The following is a 24,944-nucleotide window of genomic DNA, read 5'->3' on the forward strand; positions in this document are numbered from 1 at the left end:
CGGGCGCCGTAAAAGGATTTCGATCATGCCCGCAACTTCCACGAAACACGCCAAAGTTCTGATTCTCGGCTCCGGTCCCGCCGGCTACACGGCAGCGGTCTACGCGGCACGCGCCAACCTGTCGCCGGTCCTCATCACGGGTCTCGCCCAGGGCGGCCAGCTGACGACCACCACCGACGTCGAAAACTGGCCTGCAGACGCGAATGGCGTGCAAGGCCCCGAACTGATGCAGCGCTTTCTGGACCACGCCGAGCGCTTCAACACCGAAATCATTTTCGACCACATCCACACGGCCAAGCTGGATGAGAAGCCGATCCGCCTGATCGGCGACTCGGGCGAATATACCTGCGACTCGCTGATCATCGCGACCGGCGCATCGGCTCAATACCTGAAACTTGACTCCGAACAGAAATTCATGGGCAGGGGCGTGTCGGCCTGCGCCACCTGCGACGGGTTCTTCTACAAGCAACAACATGTGGCCGTGATCGGCGGCGGCAATACCGCGGTCGAGGAAGCCCTCTATCTTTCCGGCATCGCCAAAAAAGTGACGGTGATCCATCGCCGCGAAAAATTCCGCGCCGAGCCGATCCTGATCGACCGTCTGCTGGCGAAGGAAAAGGAAGGCCTGGTCGAGATCAAGTGGAACAGCACGCTCGACGAAGTAACCGGGGATCAATCCGGCGTGACCGGTATGCGCATCAAGAACACGCAAACCGGCGCAACCACGGACATCGCGCTGCAAGGCATCTTCGTCGCGATCGGCCACTTGCCGAACACGGAGATTTTTGCAGGCCAACTGGAGATGAAGAATGGCTACATCATCACCAAGGGCGGCCTGAATGGCTTTGCGACGGCGACCAGCGTGCCGGGCGTGTTTGCGGCGGGAGACGTGCAAGACCACATTTATCGTCAGGCGATCACCAGCGCGGGCACGGGCTGTATGGCCGCGCTCGACGCGCAACGGTACCTGGAAACCATCAACGAGATGGCCGGCGAACATGCAATGAGCCAGGAAGCCGATCGTTAAGCGGCAACGCAAGGCGCAACGGTAAAATGGCGGCTGGGCATGGCCCGGCCGCTTGCTTGATAGAAGGCCGCGGCTGAGAAGCCGACGGCTTTTTTGCTTATTGAAGCGCGTTTTTGCGTTGCGCTTTGCGTCGCATTGGCGCCTTTTCGCATCGTCTCGCCGGCGCTTCGTGGCGACGCTCTGCGGCATATACCGATGCCCCAAGAAGCGTCACGCGATCGATCTACTTTTCTGCGTGTATTACCGATATGCCGAAGAATCAGCCCCACCCTAGCGATCCGAAGCGCGCCCGTGCCGTTGCCAGGCCCGCGCCGGAGGAGGCGGCCGCTCCGGTCGTCAAACCGAAGATCGAGGCCGCTGCCGGTCTGGCCGGCCTCGGCGCGCTGCGCGATGCGTTGAAGGGCGACGCGCAACGGCGTGAGCGCAAACGTGTGGCGGCAGCCGTCGCGCAGCGCGAAGCATCGGCCGACGCCGATCTGTTTCGCAGCGAGATCGGCGCCGTTGCGCCGCTGGCGGTCCCGCCGCGCGCGAGCTTGCCGCGCAATCCGCCGCCTCCCCTCCCCGTGCAAACCAGACTCGACGAAGAAGCCGTGTTGCACGAAGCAATCTCCGACGAGTTCGATCCCGAGATTCTGCTCCAGACCGACGAAACGCTCTCCTATTGCCGGCCCGGCGTGAGTCAGGAGGTCGTGCGAAAACTGCGCCGCGGCGACTGGATCGTGCAGGCGCAAATCGATCTGCACGGCATGCGTCGCGAGGAAGCACGCGAGGCGCTGGCCGAGTTCATTCGTGAAGCGGTGAAGCGCGGCCTGCGGTGTTTGCGCGTGATTCACGGTAAGGGCCTGGGGTCGATCGGCAAAGAACCGGTACTGAAGGGCAAAGTACGCGCATGGCTCGTGCAGAAGTCCGAGGTAATCGCGTTTTGTCAGGCGCGTCCGCATGACGGCGGCGCGGGTGCGGTGGTCGTGCTGTTGCAGCCGGGCGCACTGCCGGCTCACGCCAGATCCTGACGGAGCCCCGGTGATCCATCCGAGGCTGACACTGGCGCTGACCATCATGGAGGCGCTGGCCATTTTCGCGTACGCGATTTCCGGCTTTATCGAAGCGAGGACCCGGCGGCTCGATGCCGTGGGCACCTTCCTCGTGGGAATCGCGACGGCCTTCGGCGGCGGTACGTTGCGCGACGTGCTGCTCGAGCGGCGGCCCTTCTACTGGGTCGAACATCAGGCTTATCTGATCGCGATCTTCGTAATGTCGTTGTTCGCACCGACGCTGCTAAAGATGACGTCCCGCCTGCTCTCCGAGCGCGTCTTGCTGGTGGCCGACGCGATCGGGCTGGGCTTGTTCAGCATCTCAGGCACCTCAATCGCACACGACGCGCAGATGCCGTGGTTCACGTCGGTGATGATGGGGGTGTTGGCGGGCGTATTCGGCGGCGTGATTCGCGACGTATTGTGCAACGAGGTGCCGCTGATCCTGCGCGATTCCCGGCCCTACGCGACGTGTGCTTTTGTAGGGTGTTGGCTGTACGTGCTGCTGGACTACATGAACGTCGATACGGTTTATAGCGTATTGATCGCCACCGCTTTCATCCTGCTCGCGAGACTGGCGACGTTCAGGTTCGATGTCCGGCTGCCTCATTGAGCTTCGTTTCTAAAATTTTCCCGGCTGTCGATTTCTTCAGCCTCCGTTCGTCGTGAGGTTAACGGTCCCCGCGGCCGTCATTGCGCTACGGCGCTTCTAGCAACCGCCACAGGTGACCACGATGCCCTTGAAGCTCTACGCCCACCCCTTCTCTTCCTACTGCCAGAAGGCCCTGACCGCACTGTACGAAAACGGCACGCCGTTCGAACTGCGCCTGCTGGCGTACGACGACCCGCAGATCATGGCCGAGTTCGCCGCGCTCTGGCCGATCCAGCGTTTTCCCGTGCTGGTCGACGGGAGCCGCACCGTGATGGAGGCGAGCATCATCATCGAATATCTCGGCTTGTATCATCCTGGCCCCGTCCCGCTCCTGCCCGCCGATGCCCGCGCCGCGCTGGAAGTACGCAGCATGGATCGCTTCTTCGACAACTACATCTCCACGCCGCAGCAAAAGATCGTGTACGACAGCGTGCGGCCCGAGCCGGAGCGTGATCCGCAAGCCGTGGCAGAAGCCCGCGCCATGCTCGACACCGCCTACGGCTGGCTCGACAAGGTCATGGCCGAGCGCGAATGGGCGGCCGGCGATACGTTCAGCCTCGCGGATTGCGGCGCCGCGCCATTCCTGTTCTATGCCGACTGGACGCATCGCATCGGCGCGGCGTTTCCACACGTGCTCGCCTATCGCAAGCGGCTGCTGGCCCGGCCGTCGTTCGCACGCGCGGTCGACGAGGCACGCCCGTATCGCCCGCTGTTCCCGCTTGGCGCGCCCGACCGGGATTGAACCCAACGCGACAAACCCGGCGCCCCGAGACACAAGAAGGCAAGAGCGGGCCGACGCGCGAGCAAGCTGAGGCGCCCGCTCCGCGGGCGCTGCGGCCCTCTTTGCCACAACATTATTTCCAACCTATACACTTCAATTCGATACCTACTTCCGCCCATCATTCATAAGGCAAAAACATGGACCGTTTCGAAGCGATGGAGATATTTACGCGTGTGGTTGAAGCGAACAGCTTCACCAAAGTATCCGAATCGCTCGACCTGCCCCGCGCCAAAGTCAGCCGCACCATTCAGGCTCTGGAAGAACATGTCGGCGTGCGGCTCCTGAACCGTTCGACGCGGCAGGTCAGCGTCACCGAAGACGGCGCGCTGTTCTACGAGCGCTGCGTGCGCATTCTCGCCGAAGTCACCGATGCCGAATCGTCGCTGTCGAACAAGCGCGAAAACCCGAGCGGCACGATTCGCGTCGATACCTCAGGCACGCTCGCCCGTGCGCTGCTGCTTCCCGCGCTCGACGATTTCTACCGGCAATACCCGGAGATCGATGTGCGGCTTGGCCTCGCGGATCGCAATATCGATCTGATCCAGGACGGCGTGGATTGCGTGATCCGCATGGGTACGCCGGAAGAATCGAGTCTGGTCGCGCGACACATCGGCCAGGCGCGGATCGTGACCTGCGCGTCGCCCGCCTATCTGGAGAAACACGGCACGCCGACCACACTCGACGAGCTCGGCGAGCATCGCGCGGTCAACTACGTTTCCGCGCGCAGCGGCAAGACCTTTCCGTTCGAGTACGAGGTGGGCGACGAGATCGTCAAGGTCACGCTGAAGAGCGTGCTCGCAGTGAACGACGGCAGCGTCTACATCGGCGCGGCCGCGCTCGGGCACGGCATCATCCAGCCGTCGCGCTTCATGGTTGCCGATCTGATCGCACAAGGCGCGCTCAGGGAAATCCTCACCAAGTATACGAGCCCGAGCACGCCGCTGTCGATCCTGTACGCCCATCGCCGCAATCTGAGTTCACGGCTACGTGCCTTCACCGAGTGGGTGACCGAACTGGCGCGCAACAATCCCGATCTGCGTATCGCGGACGCTTGACGTCTTGCCGCAGGGGCGCCGAGTGCCGGGTCCGTTGCAAACAAACTGCCCATAAGCCAATGATAAAAGCCCCATGCGTCTCACAACGCATGGGGCTTTCTCATCTCGAACAGCTCAGCGCAAAGCCACAGGGTCAGGCAATCCGCTCTTCATTCGACGGATCGAACAACACCGCCTTCGACGCATCGAACAGCAGCGTCGTATTCGTCAGCGGCTGCGGATTGGACGCCGGGTGCACACGGCTCACAATGCGCTTGCCGTTGACCTGCGCGAACACCAGCGTGTCCGGTCCGGTCGGCTCGATCACGTCGACCTTGACTTCGATCGGTTGCAGCTTCGCGTTGTCGCCATGCGCGCCGCGCGCGTCGGTAATCCGCTCGGGGCGCAGGCCCAGAATCACTTCACTCCCCACGTGCGACTTCACCTTCGCGGAGTCGAACGGCAGGTTCAGCACAGCGCGCGCCACGCCCGTGTCCAGTTCGATGCCGACGCCCGAACCCTGCTCCACCAGCTTGCCCTGGATGAAGTTCATCGGCGGCGCGCCGATGAAGCCGGCCACGAACAGATTCGCCGGCGAGTCGTAGATGTCTTGCGGTGCGCCGAACTGCTGGACGATGCCGTCTTTCATCACCGCGATGCGGTCGCCAAGCGTCATCGCTTCGATCTGATCGTGCGTCACGTAGACGATCGTCGTGCCGAGGCGCTGATGCAGCAGCTTGATTTCCGAACGCATTTCGATGCGCAGCTTCGCGTCGAGGTTCGACAGCGGTTCGTCGAACAGGAACATCACCGGATCGCGCGCGAGCGCACGGCCCATGGCCACACGCTGACGCTGACCGCCGGAGAGTTGACCCGGCTTGCGGTCCAGCAGATGCGTGATCTGCAGCGTGTTCGACACGCGGTCGACGATCTGCGCCTGCTCCTGCTTCGGTACCTTGCGGATCCCGAGGCCGAACGAGATGTTCTCGCGTACCGTCATGGACGGATACAGCGCATACGACTGGAACACCATCGCAATGTCGCGATCTTTCGGCGACAGGTTGTTCACCGTCTTGCCGTCGATCTGGATCTCGCCCTTGGTCACGGTTTCGAGGCCGGCGATCATATTGAGCAGCGTCGATTTCCCGCAGCCCGAGCCGCCGACGAGAATCAGGAACTGGCCATCTTCGATGTCGATGTTGACACCCTTCAGAACCGGCACCCCGTTCGGGTAGGTCTTGTACACGTCACGGATGGAAAGGCTTGCCATGCTGTGAATCCTCTTGTCTCTGGTACTGCTTGAAAGCGCCCCCAAACCTGGCACTTCGTGCCAGGCCCCCCGAGGGGGGCTGAGAAAACTTGGGGCGGCCCGGCGTTTTCTCAGGAGCATCTTGTCGGGTGACGGCGGCGCTTTATGCGTTCACGCAAAAGACGCCACCGCGCTCGGATGGTTTATCCCTTGACTGCGCCCGCCGTCAGGCCGCGCACGAAATAGCGTCCGGCGATGATGTAGACGAGCAAGGTCGGCAGGGCGGCGATGATCGCGCCGGCCATGTCCACGTTGTATTCCTTCACGCCGGTCGAGGTGTTCACGAGGTTGTTCAGCGCCACCGTGATCGGCATCGAATCGACACCGGAGAACACAATCCCGAACAGGAAGTCATTCCAGATCTGCGTGAATTGCCAGATCAGGCACACCATGAAAATCGGCAGCGACACCGGCATCAGAATCTTCGTGAAGATCGTGAAGAAACCCGCGCCGTCGATCCGCGCGGCCTTCACGAGTTCAGCCGGAATGCTCACGTAGAAGTTGCGGAAGAACATCGTGGTGAAGGCGATACCGTAGATCACGTGCACCACCACCAGACCGGTGGTCGTGTTCGACAGGCCGAGAAAACCTTCGAAGCGCGCCATCGGCAGCAGGATCGCCTGGAACGGAATGAAACAGCCGACCAGGATCATCGTGAAGATCGGATCCGCGCCGCGGAACCGCCAGTGCGTAAGCACATAACCGTTGAACGCGCCGATGATCGACGAAATCAGCACAGCCGGAATCACCATCCGCACCGAGTTCATGAAGAACGGCTGCATGCCATCGCAACGCACGCCCGTACATGCACCGCTCCATGCCTTGATCCACGGGTCGATGGTCCAGTGAGTGGGCGGCGTGAGCAGGTTGCCGGTGCGCAGCTGATCGATGTCCTTGAACGACGTGGACAGCATCACGTACAGCGGGAACAGGAAATACAGGGCGAACAGAATCAAGGCCGCATAAATGACGGCACGGCTGATCGTCATCTTAGGCTGCATTGCGGGTGCTCCTCGATTCCAGATACATCAGCGGCACGAGCACGGCCACAACGGTAGCGAGCATCATCATCGACGATGCCGCGCCGACGCCCAGCTGCCCGCGATTGAACGAAAACGTGTACATGAAAATAGCCGGCAATGACGAAGACGTACCCGGACCGCCCGCCGTCAACGCGACGACCAGGTCGAAGGTCTTGATCGTGATGTGGCAGAGAATCAGCAACACGGAGAAGAACACCGGGCGCATGCTCGGAATCACGATCTTGCGATAGATGGTGGGCAAGCCGGCGCCGTCCATCTGCGCGGCCTTGAAAATTTCACCGTCGACACCGCGCAGGCCCGCGAGAAACAGCGCCATCACGAAGCCGGTGGATTGCCACACCGCCGCGATCACGACGCAGAAAATCGCCTTGTCGGGGTCGCCGAGCCAGCTGAACGAGAAGCTCGTCCAGCCCCAGTCGTGGAACACCTTCTCGAGGCCGACGCTCGGCGTCATGATCCACTGCCACGCCGTACCCGTCACGATGAACGACAGCGCCATCGGGTACAGGAACACGGCGCGCAGCGCGCCTTCGTTGCGGATCTGCTGATCCAGCAGAATCGCGAGGAACAGACCGAGGCCGATACAGATACCAATGAACGGAATCCCGAACCAGCCGAGATTGGCGGCCGAGGTCCAGAACACATCGTTATCGAACAGCTCTCGATAACGATCGAGACCGACAAATTCATAACGTGGCATCAGTCGCGAATTCGACAGCGACAGAAAGCCGGTGATGCCGATGAAGCCATACACGAAGATCAGGCTGATCACGACGCTGGGTGCGAGCACCAGCTTCGGAATCCAACGATCGGCAAGGGCCGCCATCGGCGACGTGCGGCGGGTCACGGAAGCCGTGGTTTTCCCGTTTCCGCTGATAGAAGCAGTCACTACTCGACTCCTGCTGAAACTGTACCGCCGGGGCGCTCACGCATGGCAACCGCGAGGCCGGAGCGGCACAGGTGTGACTCGATGAAACCAGGGCCGAACGCTCACCCTAAGTAACGCACCTGCTGCAAGCAATTAGAAGCGCGCACCCGGCGCCCACGAGGGGACCACCTGGTGCGCCACTTCGCTTACACCACTTACTTGGTCTTCGCTGCCTTCGCGAGCGCTGCAACCGCGCTCTTCGAATCCTGCTGCGAGTTCATGAACTTCGTGACCACGTCCGAGATCGCACCGGCTGCAGCATCCGGTTGCGCCATGCCGTGTGCCAGCGAAGGCACGTAGCCGCCCGACTTGATCGCCACCTGTTCATCCGCGTACGACTTCTTCGCGCAGTCGTCGAACTTGGCCATCGACACGCCCAGACGAACCGGGATCGAGCCCTTGTTCAGGCTGAACTGTTCCTGGAAGTCCGGCGTCATGATCGTCTTGGCGAGTGCCAATTGACCCGGCGTCGCGGTCTTCTGGCCCTTCTGCTGGAAGAACACGAACGAGTCGACGTTGAACGTGTAGGCCTTTTCGGTGCCCGGCACGGCGGCGCAGACGTAGTCCGTGCCCGACTTCTTGCCGGCGTTGGCGAATTCGCCCTTCGCCCAGTCGCCCATGAACTGCATGCCGGCCTTGCCGTTGATGACCATTGCCGTTGCCAGGTTCCAGTCACGGCCCGTGCGGCCCGCGTCGAAGTAACCCTGGATCTTGCGGACCGTGTCGAACACGCCGACCATCTGGTCCGACGTCAGCGTCTTCTCGTCGAGATCAACCAGCGCCTTCTTGTAGAAGCCCGCGCCTTGCGACAGCACGACGTCTTCCCACAGCGTCAGGTCTTGCCACGGCTGGCCGCCCATCGCGATCGGCTGGATGCCGGCGGCCTTCATCTTGTCGGCCACGGCGAAGAACTCAGGCCACGTGGTCGGCGCCTTGCCGCCCGCCTTGTCCAGCGCTGCCTTGTTGATGTACAGCCAGTTCACGCGGTGCACCGAGAACGGCGCGGCCACGTAGTGACCGTCTGCGTGCATGATCTTGTCGATTTCCGGCGGCAGGTTCTTCTTCCAGTCCCCCGCGACGGAGTCGATCGGTACCAGCACACCTTGCGAAGCCCAGTCCTGGATCAGCGGACCCTTGATCTGCGCAGCGCTCGGCGCGTTGCCCGAGATCACCTGCGTCTTGAGTGCCGTCATGGCAGCCGCACCTGCGCCGCCAGCAACCGCGAAGTCCTTCCACGTGTAACCCTGCTTCGTCATGTCGTCCTTGAGGACGCCGACGGCTTTCGATTCACCGCCCGAAGTCCACCAGTGCAACACTTCGACCGACTCGGCGGCTTGCACAGCCGAGACGCCACACATCAGACCCGCGGCGCACAAAGCGCCCATGATCGCGCGAAATTTCATTGCTTATCTCCTCCAGACACCTGAACAAAAAACAAATGGCCCCTGATGTCGCCAGGGTGCTGTGGTTGGTTCAAACAGGCAAAACACTGGGCGATCGAGCACGGTCGGGCGCATGCGTCGAGGCATGTGCCGGCGGACCGATGTCCGGCCGCTGGAAGCTCAAGAGATGAGTGGTTCGGGATGCAACTGACTGTCTCCTCTTTTGATTTTTGCCTGCCCGCGTCGCGCGCGGCAGACTCGAGGTGCCTCACACGTTAACCCTGACACCAGCTCAGCCCTCCAGCTTTCCGTAAGGTCCACCGATGGCATGCTGGCACGTGCTCGCACGCAATGTCCGTTAACATGCAGGGGACGCCTGCCGATTCGGGAAAACGTGCATCTAGCCCCACAGCGCACGCTTTTTTCATCGAATTAGCGCTACCTCTTGATTTGGATTGTAGTTAAACTACAATTCAGTGTCAAAAAATATTTTATCGGACTACGGTCGCCCTTTTTCGGTCACCACGGCGGCTCTCAGGATATCGACGGAGACTCATGCAAACCGATTCAAGTTTCACCTTCGTGCTCTTCGGCGGAACCGGCGATCTGTCGATGCGCAAGATCCTGCCTGCACTGTATGAAGCGCACCGTGCAGGCGGCATGCTGGCCGAGAGTGGCAAGATCGTCGCGGTGGCGCGGCATGTGGCCGATCGGGCTGCCTACCTTGAGTGGGTCAATGAGCACGTCAAGCCGCACGTGTCGAAGAACGGTGTGGATGAAACAGCATGGGCGAGCTTCCTCGAGCGTATCGAGTTCGTGAAGATCGACCTCGGCAACCCCGAAGACTTCACGCTGCTGCGCGATGCCCTGAGCGGCCGGCCCGGCATCCGGGTGTTCTATCTGGCCACGGGTCCGTCGCTGTTCGTGCCGATCTGCCGCGCGCTGGCTTCAGTGGGCCTCAACGAAAATTCGCGCATCGTGCTGGAAAAGCCGCTCGGCTACGACCTCAAGTCGTCCAACGCAATTAATGATGCAGTCGGCGAAATCTTCGCCGAAGAACAGATCTACCGGATCGACCACTACCTGGGTAAGGAACCGGTGCAGAACCTGCTCGCGTTGCGTTTCGGCAATGTGCTGTTCGAACCGTTGTGGCGCCGTGAATGGGTGGAAAGCATTCAGATCACGATTGCGGAAGAGCTCGGTGTCGAAGCGCGCGGCGACTTCTATGACAACACCGGCGCGTTGCGCGACATGGTGCAGAACCATCTGCTGCAACTGCTTTCCATCGTCGCGATGGAGCCGCCGCATTCGATGGACTCCGATTCGGTACGTGACGAAAAACTGCGCGTGCTGCGCGCGTTGAAGCCGATCGATCCGCGCGACATCGGCAAGGTCGCGGTGCGCGGCCAGTATCATGCGGGCGTGATTCGCGGCAGCGCGGTGCCGGCGTATGCTACCGAGCCTGGCGTGAAGCCGGACAGCACGACTGAAACCTTTGTCGCCGTGAAGGTGGAAATCGAAAATTGGCGCTGGGCAGGCGTGCCGTTCTTCCTGCGCACCGGCAAGCGCCTCGCGGATCGTGTGGCTGAGATCGTGGTGAATTTTCGTGCTGTGCCGCATTCGGCGCTCGGCGCATCCGCGCTGCGTGGCGGTGCGAACCGTCTCGTGATCCGCTTGCAGCCGAACGAAACCATTCGCCTCTACTGTCTCGCGAAGCAGCCGGGCGAAGGGATGAACCTTGCCAGCGTCCACCTCGACCTCGCGTTCGACCGGTTCTTCCGCGAAGGGCAGATGGAAGCGTATCAGCGTCTGTTGCTCGACGTCATCAACGGCCGGCTCGCGCTCTTTGTGCGGCGCGATGAGCAGGAAGCGGCATGGCGTTGGGTCGAGCCGATCCTCAACGAATGGGCGGTGTCGAACAAGCCACCCAAACCGTATGCCGCGGGCACGTGGGGACCCGCCGCGGCGAGCGCGATGCTGGCGCAGCACGACACCTGCTGGCTCGAAGAAGAGAATTGAAGTAACTGAACCACGGCGCCATACCGTGCCCGATCACGATCCCGATCGAAGCACGGCACGGCGCCTGTAAGGCCCACCGACGAACTGAACGGAATGGCGCCGGTATCACGAAGGCGCCTGCAAGTCATCCCCGCTTGCAGGCATCGCGTGAGAGCAGTACGGCACGTTCCGCAGATCTAACAAGAAAGCAGCACGGAGGAGAAGTGATCGAGCTTCACGCTTTCGACGATCAACGCGCCCAATCCGACGCGTTGGCGAAAGCGGTTGGCGACGCGTTACATGCGTCGCTCGCCGCACAGGCGGCCGCGTCCGTTACCGGCATGTCCGCTACCGGCACGTCCGCTACCGGCACGTCCGCTACCGGCACGCCAGATACTGGCGCGCGCCCGGCAATGCTTGCAGTGTCCGGCGGCACCAGTCCGCGTCCGTTCCTGCAGACCTTGTCCACGCAATCCTTCGACTGGGCGCGCATTGCCGTGACGCTGGTCGACGACCGCTGGGTACCGGAAACGGACAGCGCGAGCAATTCGCAACTCGTGCACGACACGCTGTTGCAGAATGCCGCGAAGCACGCCGCGTTCTGGCCGCTGGTCGACACCACGCAAGAACTGAACGCGCACGTTGCCGCGCTGAATGCGGATCCACGCTTTAGCGTGGTGCCGGACGTCGCGATTCTCGGCATGGGCGAAGACGGCCACACCGCGTCGATTTTCGCGGATGCGCCGGAATGGGACCACGCGATCACCACGACTGAGCGCTTCGTGGCCGTGCATCCAGGCAGCGCGCCGCATGCACGCGTGAGCTGGTCGCTGTCCGCATTGAAAGAAGTGAAGCAGCTGTTTTTGCTGATCGCGGGACCGCGAAAGATGGACGTGCTGAATGCCGCCGCCGCTTCGCTACAAAAAAATGCCATCTCGCAGTTGGCAAACGACAAGGGAGTAAGACTCGATGTCTACTGGTGTGCAAAGTAAGACTGTTCCGGGCGCGGGCCAGCACGCCGACGGACCGAGGCTGCTCGCCGACATCGGCGGCACCAATGCGCGCTTCGCGCTCGAATACAGCCCGGGCGAGATCGCCTCGGTGCAGGTCTACCCGTGCGCCGACTATCCGGGCGTTGCCGAAGTCATCAAGAAGTACCTGAAGGACACCAAGATCGGCCGCGTGAATCATGCGGCAATTGCGATTGCGAATCCGGTCGACGGCGATCAGGTGAGCATGACCAATCACGACTGGAGCTTTTCGATCGAAGCCACGCGGCGCGCGCTCGGCTTCGACACGCTGCTCGTCGTGAACGACTTTACCGCGCTGGCGATGGCGCTGCCCGGTCTGACCGATGCCCAGCGCGTGCAAGTGGGCGGGGGCGCGCGTCGTCCGAACAGCGTGATCGGCCTGCTCGGCCCAGGCACCGGCATGGGCGTGTCCGGCTTGATCCCGGCCGACGACCGCTGGATCGCGCTCGGCAGCGAAGGCGGCCACGCAACGTTCGCGCCGTCTGACGAACGCGAAGACATCGTGTTGCAATACGCGCGCAAGAAGTGGTCGCACGTCTCGTTCGAACGCGTGGCCGCGGGCCCTGGTATCGAAGTGATTTACCGCGCGCTGGCGGGCCGTGACAAGAAGCGTGTGGCGGCGAACGTCGACACGATCGAGATCGTCAAGCGCGCGATGGAAGGCGAGCCGCTCGCCGCCGAATCCGTCGATGTGTTCTGCGGAATTCTCGGCACCTTCGCCGGCAATATCGCGGTGACGCTCGGCGCATTGGGCGGCATCTATATTGGCGGCGGCGTCGTGCCGCGGCTCGGTGAATTCTTCGCGCGTTCGTCGTTTCGCAAACGGTTCGAGGCGAAGGGCCGCTTCGAGGCGTATTTGCAGAGCGTGCCGACCTACGTGATTACCGCGGAATACCCGGCGTTTCTGGGGGTTTCCGCGATTCTCGCCGAGCAGTTGTCGAACCGCGCGGGCGGCAGTTCATCGGCCGTGTTCGAGCGGATTCGCCAGATGCGCGATGCGCTGACGCCGGCCGAGCGTCGCGTGGCCGATCTCGCGTTGAATCATCCGCGTTCGATCATCAACGATCCGATTGTGGATATCGCGCGCAAGGCCGACGTGAGTCAGCCGACAGTGATCCGCTTTTGCCGTTCGCTTGGCTGCCAGGGTTTGTCGGATTTCAAGTTGAAGCTGGCGACGGGTTTGACCGGCACGATTCCGGTGAGTCATAGCCAGGTGCACCTGGGCGATACCGCGACGGACTTCGGCGCGAAGGTGCTGGACAACACCGTGTCGGCGATTTTGCAGTTGCGCGAGCATTTGAATTTCGACCAGGTCGAGCAGGCGATCGATCTGTTGAACGGCGCGCGGCGGATCGAGTTTTACGGGCTCGGCAATTCGAACATTGTCGCGCAGGATGCGCATTACAAGTTTTTCCGGTTTGGCATTCCGACTATTGCCTATGGCGATCTGTATATGCAGGCGGCTTCCGCTGCGTTGCTTGGCAAGGGTGATGTGATCGTTGCCGTGTCCAAGTCGGGGCGTGCGCCTGAGTTGCTGCGGGTGCTGGATGTCGCGATGCAGGCGGGGGCTAAGGTGATTGCTATTACGTCGAGCAATACGCCTTTGGCTAAGCGCGCTACTGTGGCTTTGGAGACCGATCACATTGAGATTCGCGAGTCGCAGTTGTCAATGATTTCGCGGATTTTGCATCTGGTCATGATTGATATTCTTGCCGTTGGGGTGGCGATTCGGCGCGCTGTGCCCAGCGCGGATGTGGCTGAGACGGTCGCTAAGGCGCGGCAAGGGGCGGATGATGATGCTACTGCGGTGCTTGACTGGTTGAGTCATGGGGCCGCTTCTTCGGCGCGGGATTAGGGCATTCCCGGAGAGGTGTTTGGGGTCTGTGGTTTTATGGCGTTGGCCTTTACTTGTTGTGTTTGTGGTTTATTAGCGTCGCCCCTGTGCGGGGCAGGCACCTACTTTTCTTTGCCTGCCGCAAAGAAAAGTAGGCAAAAGAAAGCGGCTCACACCGCCAGCTCATAAGCGGGTCCCTCGCACAGTCGCGGTAGTGGCACATCTGGAATCGGTGTTCCCGCACATTCGGCCTGAGTGACAAAGCCGTCATTCTTCCCGCCTCGCGCTCCGCGCTCGTCGGAGCGGTTTGCTCAACCTAGCTGGTTTTTTGCGCGGTACCGCCCTCACTGGGCCGTTATGTTCACGGCTGTCCTCCGTTGTTCGTTCAGCCTTCGCTGAGGGTCTGCGGCGTGGTACGCCTTTGTTTTCCCTCGGTGGATTCGTCCTGCGACAAATTGCGGCGGCACCGCGTGCAACGGTTACGCGGTCCAGGTGTCGATTCATTACGTAGGTTCGTCGGGATTTCTAATCTATTGGCGTTGCCGAGGTGAGTGATGACCAAGGGCGGAATCAGGAATTTGAATTACCTTCGCGTCTTTATGGCCGTTGTCGAAAAAGGCAGTTTTACCGCGGCCGCGGAATGTCTGTGTATTTCGAAATCGCTAGCGAGCGAATACCTCAGCCGGCTCGAAGCGGAAATCGATACCCAACTCGTCCTGCGAAGCACCCGCAAAATCGCCCCCACCGATGCCGGGCGCACCCTCTATCTCGCCGCCCAGGAATTCTTCTCCCGGCTTCATGAAACCATCGGTAGCATTCGGCAACTGCGTCACGAATCGACAGGGCTGCTGCGCGTCGCGGCGCCCAGTGGATTGTCCACCGCGCTTCTGAGCGTTGTCGTCGCGACGTTCGTCGATCGGCATCCGCACATCGATATCGAAATCGTCTGCAACGACGAGAACGTCGATTTGATCGGGCAACGCATCGATCTGGCCTTCGAAACCGGATGGCCCAAAAGGAAAGGCTTTCGCATGAAAATGCTCGGCTCCTCCGAGCAAATCCTCGTCGCGTCGCCCGACTATGCGCGCAAATACGCCGCGCCCCGACATCCCGATGATCTGCCCAGCGCGCATTGGATCGTGCACAGCGGCCTCGCTAATTCAGGCTATTCGCTCTTCATCAGCAACGGGCAATCAGTCCGCATTCCCACCAGCGGACGCCTCAAAGTCCAAAACGTCCTGCTCGCCCATCAAATGGTCCTGGCCGGCGCCGGCGTCAGCGTGCTCCCCGATTACCTGATCGCCGACGATTTGCACGAAGGACGCCTGTGCCGCCTCCTACCCGCCTGGACAACGCCCGCAGGCGGTATCTACGCGTTCCGTACCGCCGCGCGCCATGCGTCGATCCGGGAGCGGTTATTCCTCGGTGCAGTGCAAATGTATCTCGCCGATTTGAGCCGCAAGCAAGTGGCCCTCTGCGTTCTCGCGACCTAGCGGCTCACGTCCACCTGCCGTCGCCGGCCTGAACCACAGTGGCATGTGGCCGCTGCCGAAGCCATACCCGCTGAATGCCTCGCCTCGGGAGGCAAGCGCAGGACCACAGGATAGATTGTTGCGGCCGTCACGCAGGCGGTCGCCGCAAACGTCTCCGGTCATCAACGCCATGGTTTTTGCTCCGTGGAAGAAGGGCTCAGATCGTCGCGTGACCAGGCGTTTTCGCTAGATGCGGATTATGCAGCGGCGGCTCGCTGTGGATATGAACGCGGCGCAGATGCCGGGCGCTGCGGCTGACGAAGGCTTCGCGTCCGTGCAGCAAGGTGAAGTTATCGGTGAGCACGACGTCGCCGTTTTGCCAGCGATGGGCGTAGTGCGCGCGCGGATCGTAGAGCGCGTGGCGCAGACTGGCGAGCAGCGCTTTGCGCTCGTCTTCGCCAATGCCGTCGAACGTGTAGCTTGATGGATTGATGAAGGTACTGTCGCCGTCGACCGGGGGTTCGCAGAACCGCAGCACGGGGAACGCGCGGCGTGGATGCTGGCAGACGATGGGCGCGGTCACCGTGGCGCTGTAGAGTTCGACGGTTCGCTGATAGATGCCACCGGCACGGTGCCAGAGCGCGAGAGCCGACGGCGTCGCGATCCGCAACGCTTCGGTGGTGCTTGAAAAAGTGGTACGGCCGCCTTGCGTTTCACCCGGTGCCTGGACGCAATGAAACAACTGGTACTCCGGCACGGTTTCCAGGTACATTCCGTCCCAATGCAAGGGCACATAGCTGCTCGCGAAGATATGGTCTTTGGGATCAGCGTGCTCGACGAGTTCGAGCACTGCACCGAACGGCCACATCATGATTCTCCCGAACGTCGCGCAATAACGGGTCAAGCTCTCTGCGTCGTCGAAACTGTCGAAACCGCGCAATATGATCAGTTGATGACTGTGTAGTAGCGCGCGCAACCATTCGACCGGTAGTTCGCCGACGTGAAGAGTCGGGCGACGCGATTTCACCAGTATGCCGAACGAGCAGGCGTCGCCGGTGTCGCCGACCAACGGTTCGAGTGTCACGTAGCGTTGCGGAAAGAGGTCGTTCATGACAACTCCGACTTGATCGGGGATGCCGTCGCGCAGGTCCATGCCGAAGCGTGTTCGTCGACGATATCAGGGCAGGCGGGGCGCTTGGCCGGTTGCGCGGGTTCGATTGCGTAGTGACTCGGCTGTTGGTCGCGCATCACGATGCGGCAGCCTAACCGCTCGGCGTCGCGGCGTTTCATCAGGGTGAACTGTCCGCCGCGCTCGACTGCGACGCCGTGCCACGGCGTTAGCCAGTTGTCGAGCGTCGGCATCAGATGGACACCAATCTTTAAACTGGTTGCCGGCTGCGGATGGATCGACAGACGAATCGCGTCCGGAAAGCGGTCGGCGAGGAGCGCGCCCCATGCCCAGCTGCGCTGAATCACGCCGAGCGCGCGGGTTTTGGAATCCTTTTGTAACGCGGTTCGCGAGCCGCCATAGTGGGGCGTCAAACCGTCTTCGAACAGGAAACGTGTGAGGGCGCGATAGAGCAGTGTGCCGGCTTGATCGCTCATGAGTTTCTGTTTGATCGTGTCGATTGGGTCGGCGTATTCGTCGACCAGGCGTTCGCGTATTTCTTTGAAGTTCCTGGCGCGGGAGGCGTGCGGGCTGAAATCTTCCAGGTTGTAGAGGTTGAGATGATCGGCGCGGTTTTTGGCGATGATGTGTTGCAGCGCGCTCTGGTAAGCGCTGATGTCGTGATCGGCGACCTGGATCAGATCGCTAAAGACGCGGCCGTCCGAACAGATTTTTAGTTTTGCGCCTGGCGGGTGATGTCGCTGAATGCGCTGGCAAAACGTGTTGAGGAACGATAGTGAGAGTTCTTCCGCCATATCGGGGAGGCGGCCTAGTACTTTGGCGGGGTTGGGGGATTTCGCTGGGAATGCGGGTAGTACGAATTCGATCGGCTTGTCTGCTTCGACGAAGGTGTGAATTTTGGGGAGTTGGATTGCGGCGAGTATTTCGTTGTCGCAGTGAATGTTGGGTGCAGCTCTTTGTCCCAGGTGATGGCGGTGGATTCGGGTCAGCTCTTCGAAAATGGCGAGGGAGGTTTTTCGATTTCGATCGGGGAGCATTTTTCGACTTCGTTGGGGTAATCGATTCTGTGTGAGGTGAATTTATTCTTTGCGTGGTGAGGGATAAATGGGGATTTGTTGAAAAGATTGTTCGGAGAACCTGGGAGGATGCGGGTTTGGGGTCGCCCAGCGTTCCACGCTCCCTGCACAGAGCAATGCCCGGGCATAGGCCCTACAGGCAAAATCCCAAAAAAGCGATAATAGAAACCCCAAGGCGTCGCAGGCAAAAACCCCAATGATCATCCGCCCTCATCTCCACTGGTTCCGCATGCTGCTGGCCTGGCGAGGCTCTGTCCTTCCCCAGTTGCTGCCGCGCTTAGCGTTGATCTTCGGCATTTCGATCATCGCCGTTGCGGCCCATGACCACCTGCTGCCGATCTCACTAAATCTCAGCACGACAGCGCCCTTCTCCCTGATCGGCATCGCGCTCGCGGTCTTCCTCGGCTTCAGAAACAACGCCAGCTACGACCGATGGTGGGAAGCCCGCAAACTCTGGGGCCAACTGCTGAACGAGTCACGCTCGCTGATCCGCCAGGTACTCACGCTATCGACAAAGCAGATTCCACAAGAAAACATCAAAGAATTCTCAGCAGCACTCGGGGCACTCCCGCACGCACTGCGACACCAGCTGCGCAAAAGCGACCCGCGCGAAGACCTCGCGGCACGTCTTCCAACCGTCCTCTTCGATCGCGTCACGGCGTCACGGTACAAGCCGGCAACCTTAATGCTGTCTCTCGGCGAATGGGTGCAACGTCACGCGCAGACAGGCGCGATCGATCCGATGGCGGTCATCGCCATTGATCGGAATCTGAATGGAATCTCGGATGTGATCGGCGGATGCGAGCGCATCGTCTCGACGCCGCTGCCCTTTGCCTATTCGGTGATGATTCACCGCACGGTCTATTTCTTCTGCGCGTCGCTGCCGTTCGGACTGGTGGACAGCCTCGGCATTTTCACGCCTGTTTTCGCGGTGTTCGTGGCGTACACGTTCATGGCGCACGAAGCGATTGCGTCGCAGATCGAAGAGCCTTTCGGCACCGACGACAACGACCTCGCGCTCAATACGATGTCGCTCTTGATCGAAGACGCGATGCGCGACCTCCTCGGTGAACCGGCTCTGGAAATGCCCAGGCCCCAAGGGGAAGAAGCTCACATACTCAATTGATGACGTCGCGGCGCAAGCGCGGCCGCGTGATCAGGGAAGAATAGATGCTGCCAGCCAGGCGGTCCGCCACACGTACCGTTGAGCGCCAAGGCCCATTCGTTGTCGACGGGCCGACAACCGTCAGTCGTTGCCGACCGTTTCCGACAAGCGCTTGAGCGTCGCCACCCGCGCACCGATGATATCGACGCGGCTGCGTTCGTCGATCAATGGCGTGGTGGCGTCGAGATACGCGGTCCAGGCCTTCTGCGCGCGCGCGAGCGTCGGGCGCGAACGCGTCGGCATCTTCGCTTGCAAGCGGCGGTAATAGCGGTTCAGATCGAACATCGCGTGTTCGCATTGCGCGTCCGCGCTACAGGCGCGCGAACGCCGCGGCGGGTCCCCGCCGGCGCTGATCCTGGCCGCGGCGCTGCGCAGCGCCAGTGCGCGATCACGCACCGGCTGCAATTGCATATCGGCTTCGGCCAGCACATACATCGTGCCGCGCGTCGTCGCGAACACAGCCGCCAGCAACTGCCTCTCGACATCGCGCGAGGCCTGCCAGCTCGCCTGACTCTTTTCCCATGGCTTACGTTGCGACTGCGGCAACTTCGTCTGAAGCTGCTGCCACGCGCTGTCCAACGCGGCCCGCCAGGCGATCCGCGCGTTGTCCATGCACTGCACCTGCCCCACCGTCGACGACATGTCGCTGCGCGCAAGACAGCTGCGCATCGACGCGTCGATCGGATCGGCGGCGGCGACTTCGGCATGCACCGCTAGCGGCGCGAAGGCGAGCACCGCCGCCATCGCCGACGTCAAGGCTAGCGCGCCAAATGCGCGCCGGCCGTCAGCACCCAACGGAGACTCCACCATCCACATCGTCAGGCGCGCACGCAATCGACGAAATATTCGATGCGCCCGTTAATGGTTTCGCCGACCAGCCCGTGGATATCCGTGTGGAAACCCGGGAAGCGTTCGTTGAACTCGCGCGCGAACCGCAGGTAGTTGACGATAGTCTTGTTGAAGCGCTCGCCCGGAATCAGCAGCGGAATGCCCGGCGGATACGGCGTCAACAGAATCGACGTGACACGGCCTTCGAGTTCGTCGATCGGTACCCGGTCGATCTCGCGGTGGGCGAGCTTGGCGAATGCATCCGACGGCTTCATTGCGGGCTCCATGCTCGACAGGTACATCTCGGTCGTCAGGCGCGCAATGTCGTTCGCGCGGTAGACACTGTGGATCTGCTCGCACAGATCGCGCAGGCCGACGCGCTCGTACATCGGATGATGCGAGACGAACTCGGGCAGCACGCGCCACAGCGGCTGGTTGTTGTCGTAGTCGTCCTTGAACTGCTGGAGTTCGGTGACCATCGAATTCCAGCGGCCCTTGGTGATGCCGATCGTGAACATGATGAAGAACGAATACAGCCCGGTCTTCTCGACGATGATGCCGTGCTCGGCCAGATACTTCGTGACGATCGCAGCCGGAATACCGGACTCGCCAAAGCCGCCGTCCATATCCAGACCCGGCGTGACGATGGTCGCCTTGATCGGGTCGAGCATGTTGAAGCCTTCGGCGAGCGGGCCGAACCCGTGCCACGCGTCGTTCGGGCGCAGCATCCAGTCTTCGCGCGAACCGATGCCTTCATCCGCGAACTGGTCCGGGCCCCACACCTTGAAGAACCAGTCGTCGCCGTATTCGGTGTCGACCTTGGTCATCGCGCGGCGGAAATCCAACGCTTCCGCGATCGACTCCTCGACCAGCGCGGTGCCGCCCGGCGCTTCCATCATGGCCGCAGCCACGTCGCACGAGGCGATGATCGCGTACTGCGGGCTCGTCGACGTGTGCATCAGATACGCTTCGTTAAAGCGATGCTTATCGAAGCGGCTGTTCTTCGAGTCCTGCACGACGATCTGCGAAGCCTGCGAAATGCCGGCCAGCAGCTTGTGCGTGGAGTGCGTGGCGAACACCATCGCGCCGATGCGCGGACGGCCCGCGCCGATCGCGTGCATGTCCTGATAGAACTCGTGGAACTCGGCGTGCGGCAGCCACGCTTCGTCGAAATGCAACGTGTCGAGCCAGTCGCCGAGCATTTCCTTGATCATCTCGACGTTGTAGATCACGCCGTCATAGGTGCTTTGCGTGATCGTCAGAATCCGTGGCTTCAGATCCGGGTTTTTGGCGAGCGCTTCGCGGGCGAACGGATTCGCGAGGATCTTCTTCTTGATGTTTTCCGGTTCGAATTCGCTGCGCGGAATCGGACCGATGATGCCGAAGTTGTTACGCGTGGGCGTGAGGAACACCGGAATCGCGCCGGTCATCGTGATCGCGTGCAGGATCGACTTGTGGCAGTTGCGGTCAACCAGCACGATGTCGCCAGGCGCCACCGTGCCATGCCAGACGATCTTGTTCGAGGTCGAAGTGCCGTTCGTCACGAAGAACACGTGGTCGGCGCTGAAGATGCGCGCCGCGTTGCGCTCGGAGGCCGCGATCGGACCGGTATGGTCGAGCAGTTGACCGAGTTCGTCGACGGCATTACACACGTCCGCCCGCAACATGTTCTCGCCGAAGAACTGGTGGAACATCTGGCCAAGCGGGCTTTTCAGGAACGCAACGCCGCCCGAGTGCCCCGGGCAATGCCACGAGTAGGAGCCTTCATCCGCGTACTGCACCAGTTCCTTGAAGAACGGCGGCGCGAGTGAATCCAGATACACCTTGGTCTCGCGGATGATGTGGCGCGCGACGAATTCCGGCGTGTCCTCGAACATGTGGATGAAGCCGTGCAGTTCACGCAGGATGTCGTTCGGCAGATGGCGCGAGGTGCGCGTTTCGCCGTACAGGAAGATCGGAATATCGGCATTGCGGCGGCGCACTTCGGTCACGAACGCGCGCAATGCGACGATCGCCGCGGCCAGTTCCGGCGTTTCGCCTTCCACGACAACGTTATCGACGTACGGCAGCAATTCATCGTCGTCGATCGACAGGATGAAGCACGACGCGCGGCTCGATTGCTGTGCGAACGAGGTCAGATCGCCGTAGCTCGTCAACCCGAGCACTTCCGCGCCTTCTTTCTCGATAGCTTCGGCCAAAGCCCGGATGCCGGAACCCGAGATATTCTCGGAGCGAAAATCTTCGTCGATGATGACGACGGGAAAACGAAACTTCATGGGCGATTCTCCAAAAAGAACGACCGCTGCGCCTTGTAAGAGCAGCGGTCACCCGAATAGCTGGTGGGTCAGTGCGCTGCCGGCGTCACGTCTTGGGCAACGTCACGCCGTGCTGACCTTGATATTTGCCGCCGCGGTCCGCGTACGACGTTTCACAAATCTCGTCGCTTTCGAAAAACAGCACCTGGGCGACGCCTTCGTTCGCGTAGATTTTCGCAGGCAACGGTGTCGTATTCGAGAATTCGAGCGTGACGTGTCCTTCCCATTCCGGCTCGAACGGCGTCACGTTGACGATGATGCCGCAGCGCGCGTAGGTGGACTTGCCCAGACACACGGTCAGGACGCTGCGCGGAATCCGGAAATACTCGACGGTGCGAGCCAGCGCGAACGAATTCGGCGGGATGATGCAGACATCGCCCTTGAAGTCGACAAACGACTTCTCGTCAAAGTTCTTCGGATCGACGATGGTCGAATTGATGTTCGTGAAGATCTTGAATTCGTCGGCGCAGCGGATGTCGTAGCCGTAGCTCGACGTGCCGTAGCTGACAATCTTCCGGCCGTCTTCGGATACGCGGACCTGGTCGGGCGCAAACGGCTCAATCATGTTGTGCGACTCGGCCATGCGCCGGATCCACTTGTCGGATTTGATAGTCATAGGTGAACGCTGCTCGACTTGAATGACAGATGTGTGACGGGTAACAACCCGGTGTGAGTTCCGGGTAACTTTTCGGCTAACTATCGGGTCGACCTGAACGGCGCACCAGTCAGACGGAATACGGCTCGGCGGAGCATCCCGGCCAGGCGCCCCCGACTAGGCGCCCCCGACGAAAGGCGCTTATTTTACGCGATCGTGAGAACGCTGCCGCAGGTATGGCCGAGGAGCGGCCAGATGCGTGTCGAGAAGCGACTGCCGAGGCCTGCTAAAGGAACCCACGAGGAACCCACGAAAGGAGCCCACGGGCGCAGACGAAACAAGGCGCTCGCGCGGCGCTCACTGGCGAATCAGACCGCATGCGAGCGCGGGGCCCGCACCATGCTGCGGATACGCATAAGGATCGGTCGCGTCGCGATGCAACAGAACCGCGCGTTGCACCACCGAACGGATACCGTCGAGCGACACGTCCGGCGCGACGATGAAGCCGGTCGCCACGCCGTTCGCGTCCGCGTGGATGTTGCCGAGGTCGCCTTCGACCCGGGCGCCGGCTTTCAAACGCTCGGCGGCCGGCGAAAACACCTGGCCCGCGCTGGAGCCGTCGGCGGCATTGCAATCGCCGCGTTCATGCACTTGCAACGCGTGGTCGCTATTGGGCGGCATGCCCGCGATGTTGTAGGTGACCTGCACGCCGTCCGAACGCTCGATGAACGTGACGAGGCCGCGCGCCTGATTGCCCACAGTGGGCAGCAACTGCGCGTCGGCACGCTTTTCCTGTGGTCTCAGGAACGTGCTACAGCCGCATAACAGCACGCTGCTGGCAGCCAGGACGATGAACGCATGCACCGCCTGCCCGTCGATTCGTTTTCCCATGCGATCCTCTTGCCGGCCTGGTGGCCGCCCCTGCGGCGCCGAGCCGAACCTGTGAAGTCGACATGATACCGCGAGACCCGGCGCAAATTGACGCCCTGGCCCCGCTTTGACCCCTCATCCGAATGGCTGCTCAGGTATTCTGCACGACGATGCTGGGAAACTTCGAGGTCATGTCGCGAGCCCGCTCGGCGATATGGATCGCAACCTTGCGCGCGATCGACCGGTAGATCTCGGCGATACGGCCCTGCGGATCCGCCACGACGGTGGGTTTGCCCGAGTCGGCCTGCTCCCGGATCGCGATATCGAGCGGCAGGCTGCCGAGCACGTCGACACCGTATTCCTTGCCCATCCGTTCGCCGCCGCCCGCGCCGAAGATATGCTCTTCGTGGCCGCAATTCGAGCAGATATGCATTCCCATGTTCTCGACGATGCCGAGGATCGGAATGCCGACCTTCTCGAACATCTTGAGACCCTTCTTCGCGTCGAGCAGCGCGATGTCCTGCGGCGTCGTAACGATCACGGCGCCGGTCACCGGCACGCGCTGCGACAAGGTCAGCTGAATGTCGCCAGTGCCCGGCGGCATGTCGACGATCAGGTAGTCGAGATCTTGCCAGTTGGTCTGCCGCAGCAGTTGTTCGAGCGCCGAGGTCGCCATCGGCCCACGCCACACCATCGGGTTGTCCTGCTCGATCAGAAAGCCGATCGAGTTGGCCTGCAACCCGTGGCCGGTCATCGGGTTCATCGACTTTTCGTCGGGTGATTCAGGACGCCCGACAATGCCGAGCATCATCGGCAACGACGGGCCGTAAATATCCGCATCGAGGATGCCGACCGACGCGCCTTCGCTCGCCAGTGCCAGTGCGAGGTTCACAGCGGTCGTGCTCTTGCCCACGCCGCCCTTGCCCGACGCCACGGCGACGATGTTTTTAACATTCGGCAATAGTTTGACGCCGCGCTGCACCGTGTGCGCGGCGATCTGCTGGGACACCTCGACGCGCGCGTTCGCCACGCCGGGCACGGCTTTCAACGCGTCGCCGAACTGCGCGCGGATTGCGTCGAACTGCCGTTTAGCCGGATAGCCGAGTACCACTTCGAGGCTAACCGTGTCACCCTCCACGGCCACGTTCTTGATGTTCTTGGCAGCCGCGTACGGCTTGCCCGTGTTGGGGTCAGTGACGGCTGCAAGGGCGGCGTCGACCAAAGCCCGATCAATACTCATTGACACTCCGTGGGGAACACCTGCGGCGCGGCGGAATCGAAGGTCTCGACCACGCGCTGGAATTTGAAAAAAATTGTTAGGCAGCATTGCTAAAGCCCGGTGTGCCGTGCACCCTTCGGGCAGGCGGCGCGCCATGGGGTCGCATCGTTGCGTACTTCAACCCTCATTGTAGTGGCTGGCGCCAAGCCCTGCCGGAAGACCCTT

21 protein-coding genes are annotated in these 24,944 nt (G+C 61.5%); 10 read left to right on the forward strand and 11 right to left on the reverse strand.

Going from position 1 to position 24,944, the window contains the following annotated elements; all coding sequences use genetic code 11:
• Positions 1 to 25: 25 nt before the first annotated feature.
• From trxB to PQR53_RS11735, 5 genes are all read left to right on the forward strand, one after another.
• The gene (gene trxB / locus PQR53_RS11715) at positions 26 to 1,027 is read left to right on the forward strand and encodes a thioredoxin-disulfide reductase (RefSeq protein ID WP_408453372.1); all 1,002 of its coding nucleotides are present in this window, start codon (positions 26 to 28) and stop codon (positions 1,025 to 1,027) included.
• Between the two features lie 248 nt (positions 1,028 to 1,275).
• Positions 1,276 to 2,037: a Smr/MutS family protein gene (locus PQR53_RS11720; RefSeq protein WP_408453375.1), complete on the forward strand. Its 762-nt coding sequence runs from the start codon at positions 1,276 to 1,278 to the stop codon at positions 2,035 to 2,037.
• A gap of 13 nt (positions 2,038 to 2,050) precedes the next feature.
• Entirely contained in the window at positions 2,051 to 2,671 is a 621-nt protein-coding gene (locus tag PQR53_RS11725; protein ID WP_408453579.1) for a trimeric intracellular cation channel family protein, read from the forward strand.
• Between the two features lie 121 nt (positions 2,672 to 2,792).
• Complete coding sequence (locus tag PQR53_RS11730) at positions 2,793 to 3,452, forward strand: glutathione S-transferase family protein (RefSeq protein WP_408453378.1); 660 nt, start codon at positions 2,793 to 2,795, stop codon at positions 3,450 to 3,452.
• 176 nt (positions 3,453 to 3,628) lie between these two features.
• The gene (locus tag PQR53_RS11735; protein WP_408453381.1) at positions 3,629 to 4,546 is read left to right on the forward strand and encodes a LysR family transcriptional regulator; all 918 of its coding nucleotides are present in this window, start codon (positions 3,629 to 3,631) and stop codon (positions 4,544 to 4,546) included.
• Between the two features lie 133 nt (positions 4,547 to 4,679).
• On the opposite strand, the gene PQR53_RS11740 is transcribed toward PQR53_RS11735, so the two are convergent.
• The 4 genes from PQR53_RS11740 to PQR53_RS11755 all read right to left on the reverse strand — a co-directional run bounded on the left by PQR53_RS11740 (position 4,680) and on the right by PQR53_RS11755 (position 9,208).
• Complete coding sequence (locus tag PQR53_RS11740; protein ID WP_408453384.1) at positions 4,680 to 5,795, reverse strand: ABC transporter ATP-binding protein; 1,116 nt, start codon at positions 5,793 to 5,795, stop codon at positions 4,680 to 4,682.
• Between the two features lie 182 nt (positions 5,796 to 5,977).
• A complete protein-coding gene (locus PQR53_RS11745) occupies positions 5,978 to 6,835 on the reverse strand; it encodes a carbohydrate ABC transporter permease (protein WP_408337747.1) in 858 nt (285 codons plus the stop codon).
• Positions 6,825 to 7,766, reverse strand: a complete 942-nt coding sequence (locus PQR53_RS11750) for a carbohydrate ABC transporter permease (RefSeq protein WP_408453387.1) — start codon at positions 7,764 to 7,766, stop codon at positions 6,825 to 6,827. The genes PQR53_RS11745 and PQR53_RS11750 overlap by 11 nt, the downstream gene beginning before the upstream one ends.
• Positions 7,767 to 7,960: 194 nt before the next feature.
• The gene (locus tag PQR53_RS11755) at positions 7,961 to 9,208 is read right to left on the reverse strand and encodes an ABC transporter substrate-binding protein (RefSeq protein WP_179736746.1); all 1,248 of its coding nucleotides are present in this window, start codon (positions 9,206 to 9,208) and stop codon (positions 7,961 to 7,963) included.
• A 534-nt stretch (positions 9,209 to 9,742) separates the two neighbouring features.
• On the opposite strand from PQR53_RS11755, the gene zwf reads away from it, so the two are divergent.
• The 4 genes from zwf (at position 9,743) to PQR53_RS11775 (ending at position 15,543) form a co-directional block, all read left to right on the forward strand.
• Positions 9,743 to 11,206 carry a glucose-6-phosphate dehydrogenase gene (gene zwf / locus PQR53_RS11760; RefSeq protein ID WP_408453390.1) on the forward strand — a complete coding sequence of 488 codons (1,464 nt, stop codon included), beginning with the start codon at positions 9,743 to 9,745 and terminating at the stop codon, positions 11,204 to 11,206.
• Positions 11,207 to 11,409: 203 nt separating this feature from the next.
• Positions 11,410 to 12,177 (forward strand): 6-phosphogluconolactonase, encoded by a 768-nt coding sequence (gene pgl / locus PQR53_RS11765; protein ID WP_408453393.1) that lies wholly within the window; start codon positions 11,410 to 11,412, stop codon positions 12,175 to 12,177.
• Positions 12,155 to 14,071, forward strand: a complete 1,917-nt coding sequence (locus tag PQR53_RS11770) for a bifunctional transcriptional regulator/glucokinase (protein WP_408453396.1) — start codon at positions 12,155 to 12,157, stop codon at positions 14,069 to 14,071. The genes pgl and PQR53_RS11770 overlap by 23 nt, the downstream gene beginning before the upstream one ends.
• Positions 14,072 to 14,604: 533 nt before the next feature.
• A complete protein-coding gene (locus tag PQR53_RS11775) occupies positions 14,605 to 15,543 on the forward strand; it encodes a LysR family transcriptional regulator (RefSeq protein ID WP_408453399.1) in 939 nt (312 codons plus the stop codon).
• Positions 15,544 to 15,739: 196 nt separating this feature from the next.
• Here PQR53_RS11775 and PQR53_RS11780 read toward each other — a convergent pair whose 3' ends face one another.
• A complete protein-coding gene (locus tag PQR53_RS11780; RefSeq protein ID WP_408453401.1) occupies positions 15,740 to 16,633 on the reverse strand; it encodes a TauD/TfdA dioxygenase family protein in 894 nt (297 codons plus the stop codon).
• Positions 16,630 to 17,688 (reverse strand): L-tyrosine/L-tryptophan isonitrile synthase family protein, encoded by a 1,059-nt coding sequence (locus PQR53_RS11785; protein WP_408453404.1) that lies wholly within the window; start codon positions 17,686 to 17,688, stop codon positions 16,630 to 16,632. Before PQR53_RS11785 ends, PQR53_RS11780 begins: the two co-directional genes overlap by 4 nt.
• A 235-nt stretch (positions 17,689 to 17,923) precedes the next feature.
• On the opposite strand from PQR53_RS11785, the gene PQR53_RS11790 reads away from it, so the two are divergent.
• On the forward strand, positions 17,924 to 18,853 hold the full coding sequence (locus PQR53_RS11790; RefSeq protein WP_408453407.1) for a bestrophin family protein: 930 nt from the start codon (positions 17,924 to 17,926) through the stop codon (positions 18,851 to 18,853).
• 120 nt (positions 18,854 to 18,973) lie between these two features.
• Here PQR53_RS11790 and PQR53_RS11795 read toward each other — a convergent pair whose 3' ends face one another.
• From PQR53_RS11795 to apbC, 5 genes are all read right to left on the reverse strand, one after another.
• Positions 18,974 to 19,708, reverse strand: a complete 735-nt coding sequence (locus tag PQR53_RS11795; protein WP_408453409.1) for a lysozyme inhibitor LprI family protein — start codon at positions 19,706 to 19,708, stop codon at positions 18,974 to 18,976.
• A 2-nt stretch (positions 19,709 to 19,710) separates the two neighbouring features.
• Positions 19,711 to 21,996, reverse strand: coding sequence for an Orn/Lys/Arg family decarboxylase (locus tag PQR53_RS11800; RefSeq protein WP_408453412.1), 2,286 nt, complete (start codon positions 21,994 to 21,996; stop codon positions 19,711 to 19,713).
• A gap of 85 nt (positions 21,997 to 22,081) precedes the next feature.
• Positions 22,082 to 22,651 (reverse strand): dCTP deaminase, encoded by a 570-nt coding sequence (dcd, locus tag PQR53_RS11805; protein ID WP_028200499.1) that lies wholly within the window; start codon positions 22,649 to 22,651, stop codon positions 22,082 to 22,084.
• A 336-nt stretch (positions 22,652 to 22,987) separates the two neighbouring features.
• On the reverse strand, positions 22,988 to 23,521 hold the full coding sequence (locus PQR53_RS11810) for a superoxide dismutase family protein (protein WP_408453415.1): 534 nt from the start codon (positions 23,519 to 23,521) through the stop codon (positions 22,988 to 22,990).
• Positions 23,522 to 23,651: 130 nt separating this feature from the next.
• Complete coding sequence (gene apbC / locus PQR53_RS11815; RefSeq protein ID WP_408453418.1) at positions 23,652 to 24,740, reverse strand: iron-sulfur cluster carrier protein ApbC; 1,089 nt, start codon at positions 24,738 to 24,740, stop codon at positions 23,652 to 23,654.
• Positions 24,741 to 24,944 lie beyond the last annotated feature (204 nt).

The organism is Paraburkholderia fungorum (assembly GCF_046027605.1).
Lineage (GTDB): Bacteria > Pseudomonadota > Gammaproteobacteria > Burkholderiales > Burkholderiaceae > Paraburkholderia > Paraburkholderia fungorum_F.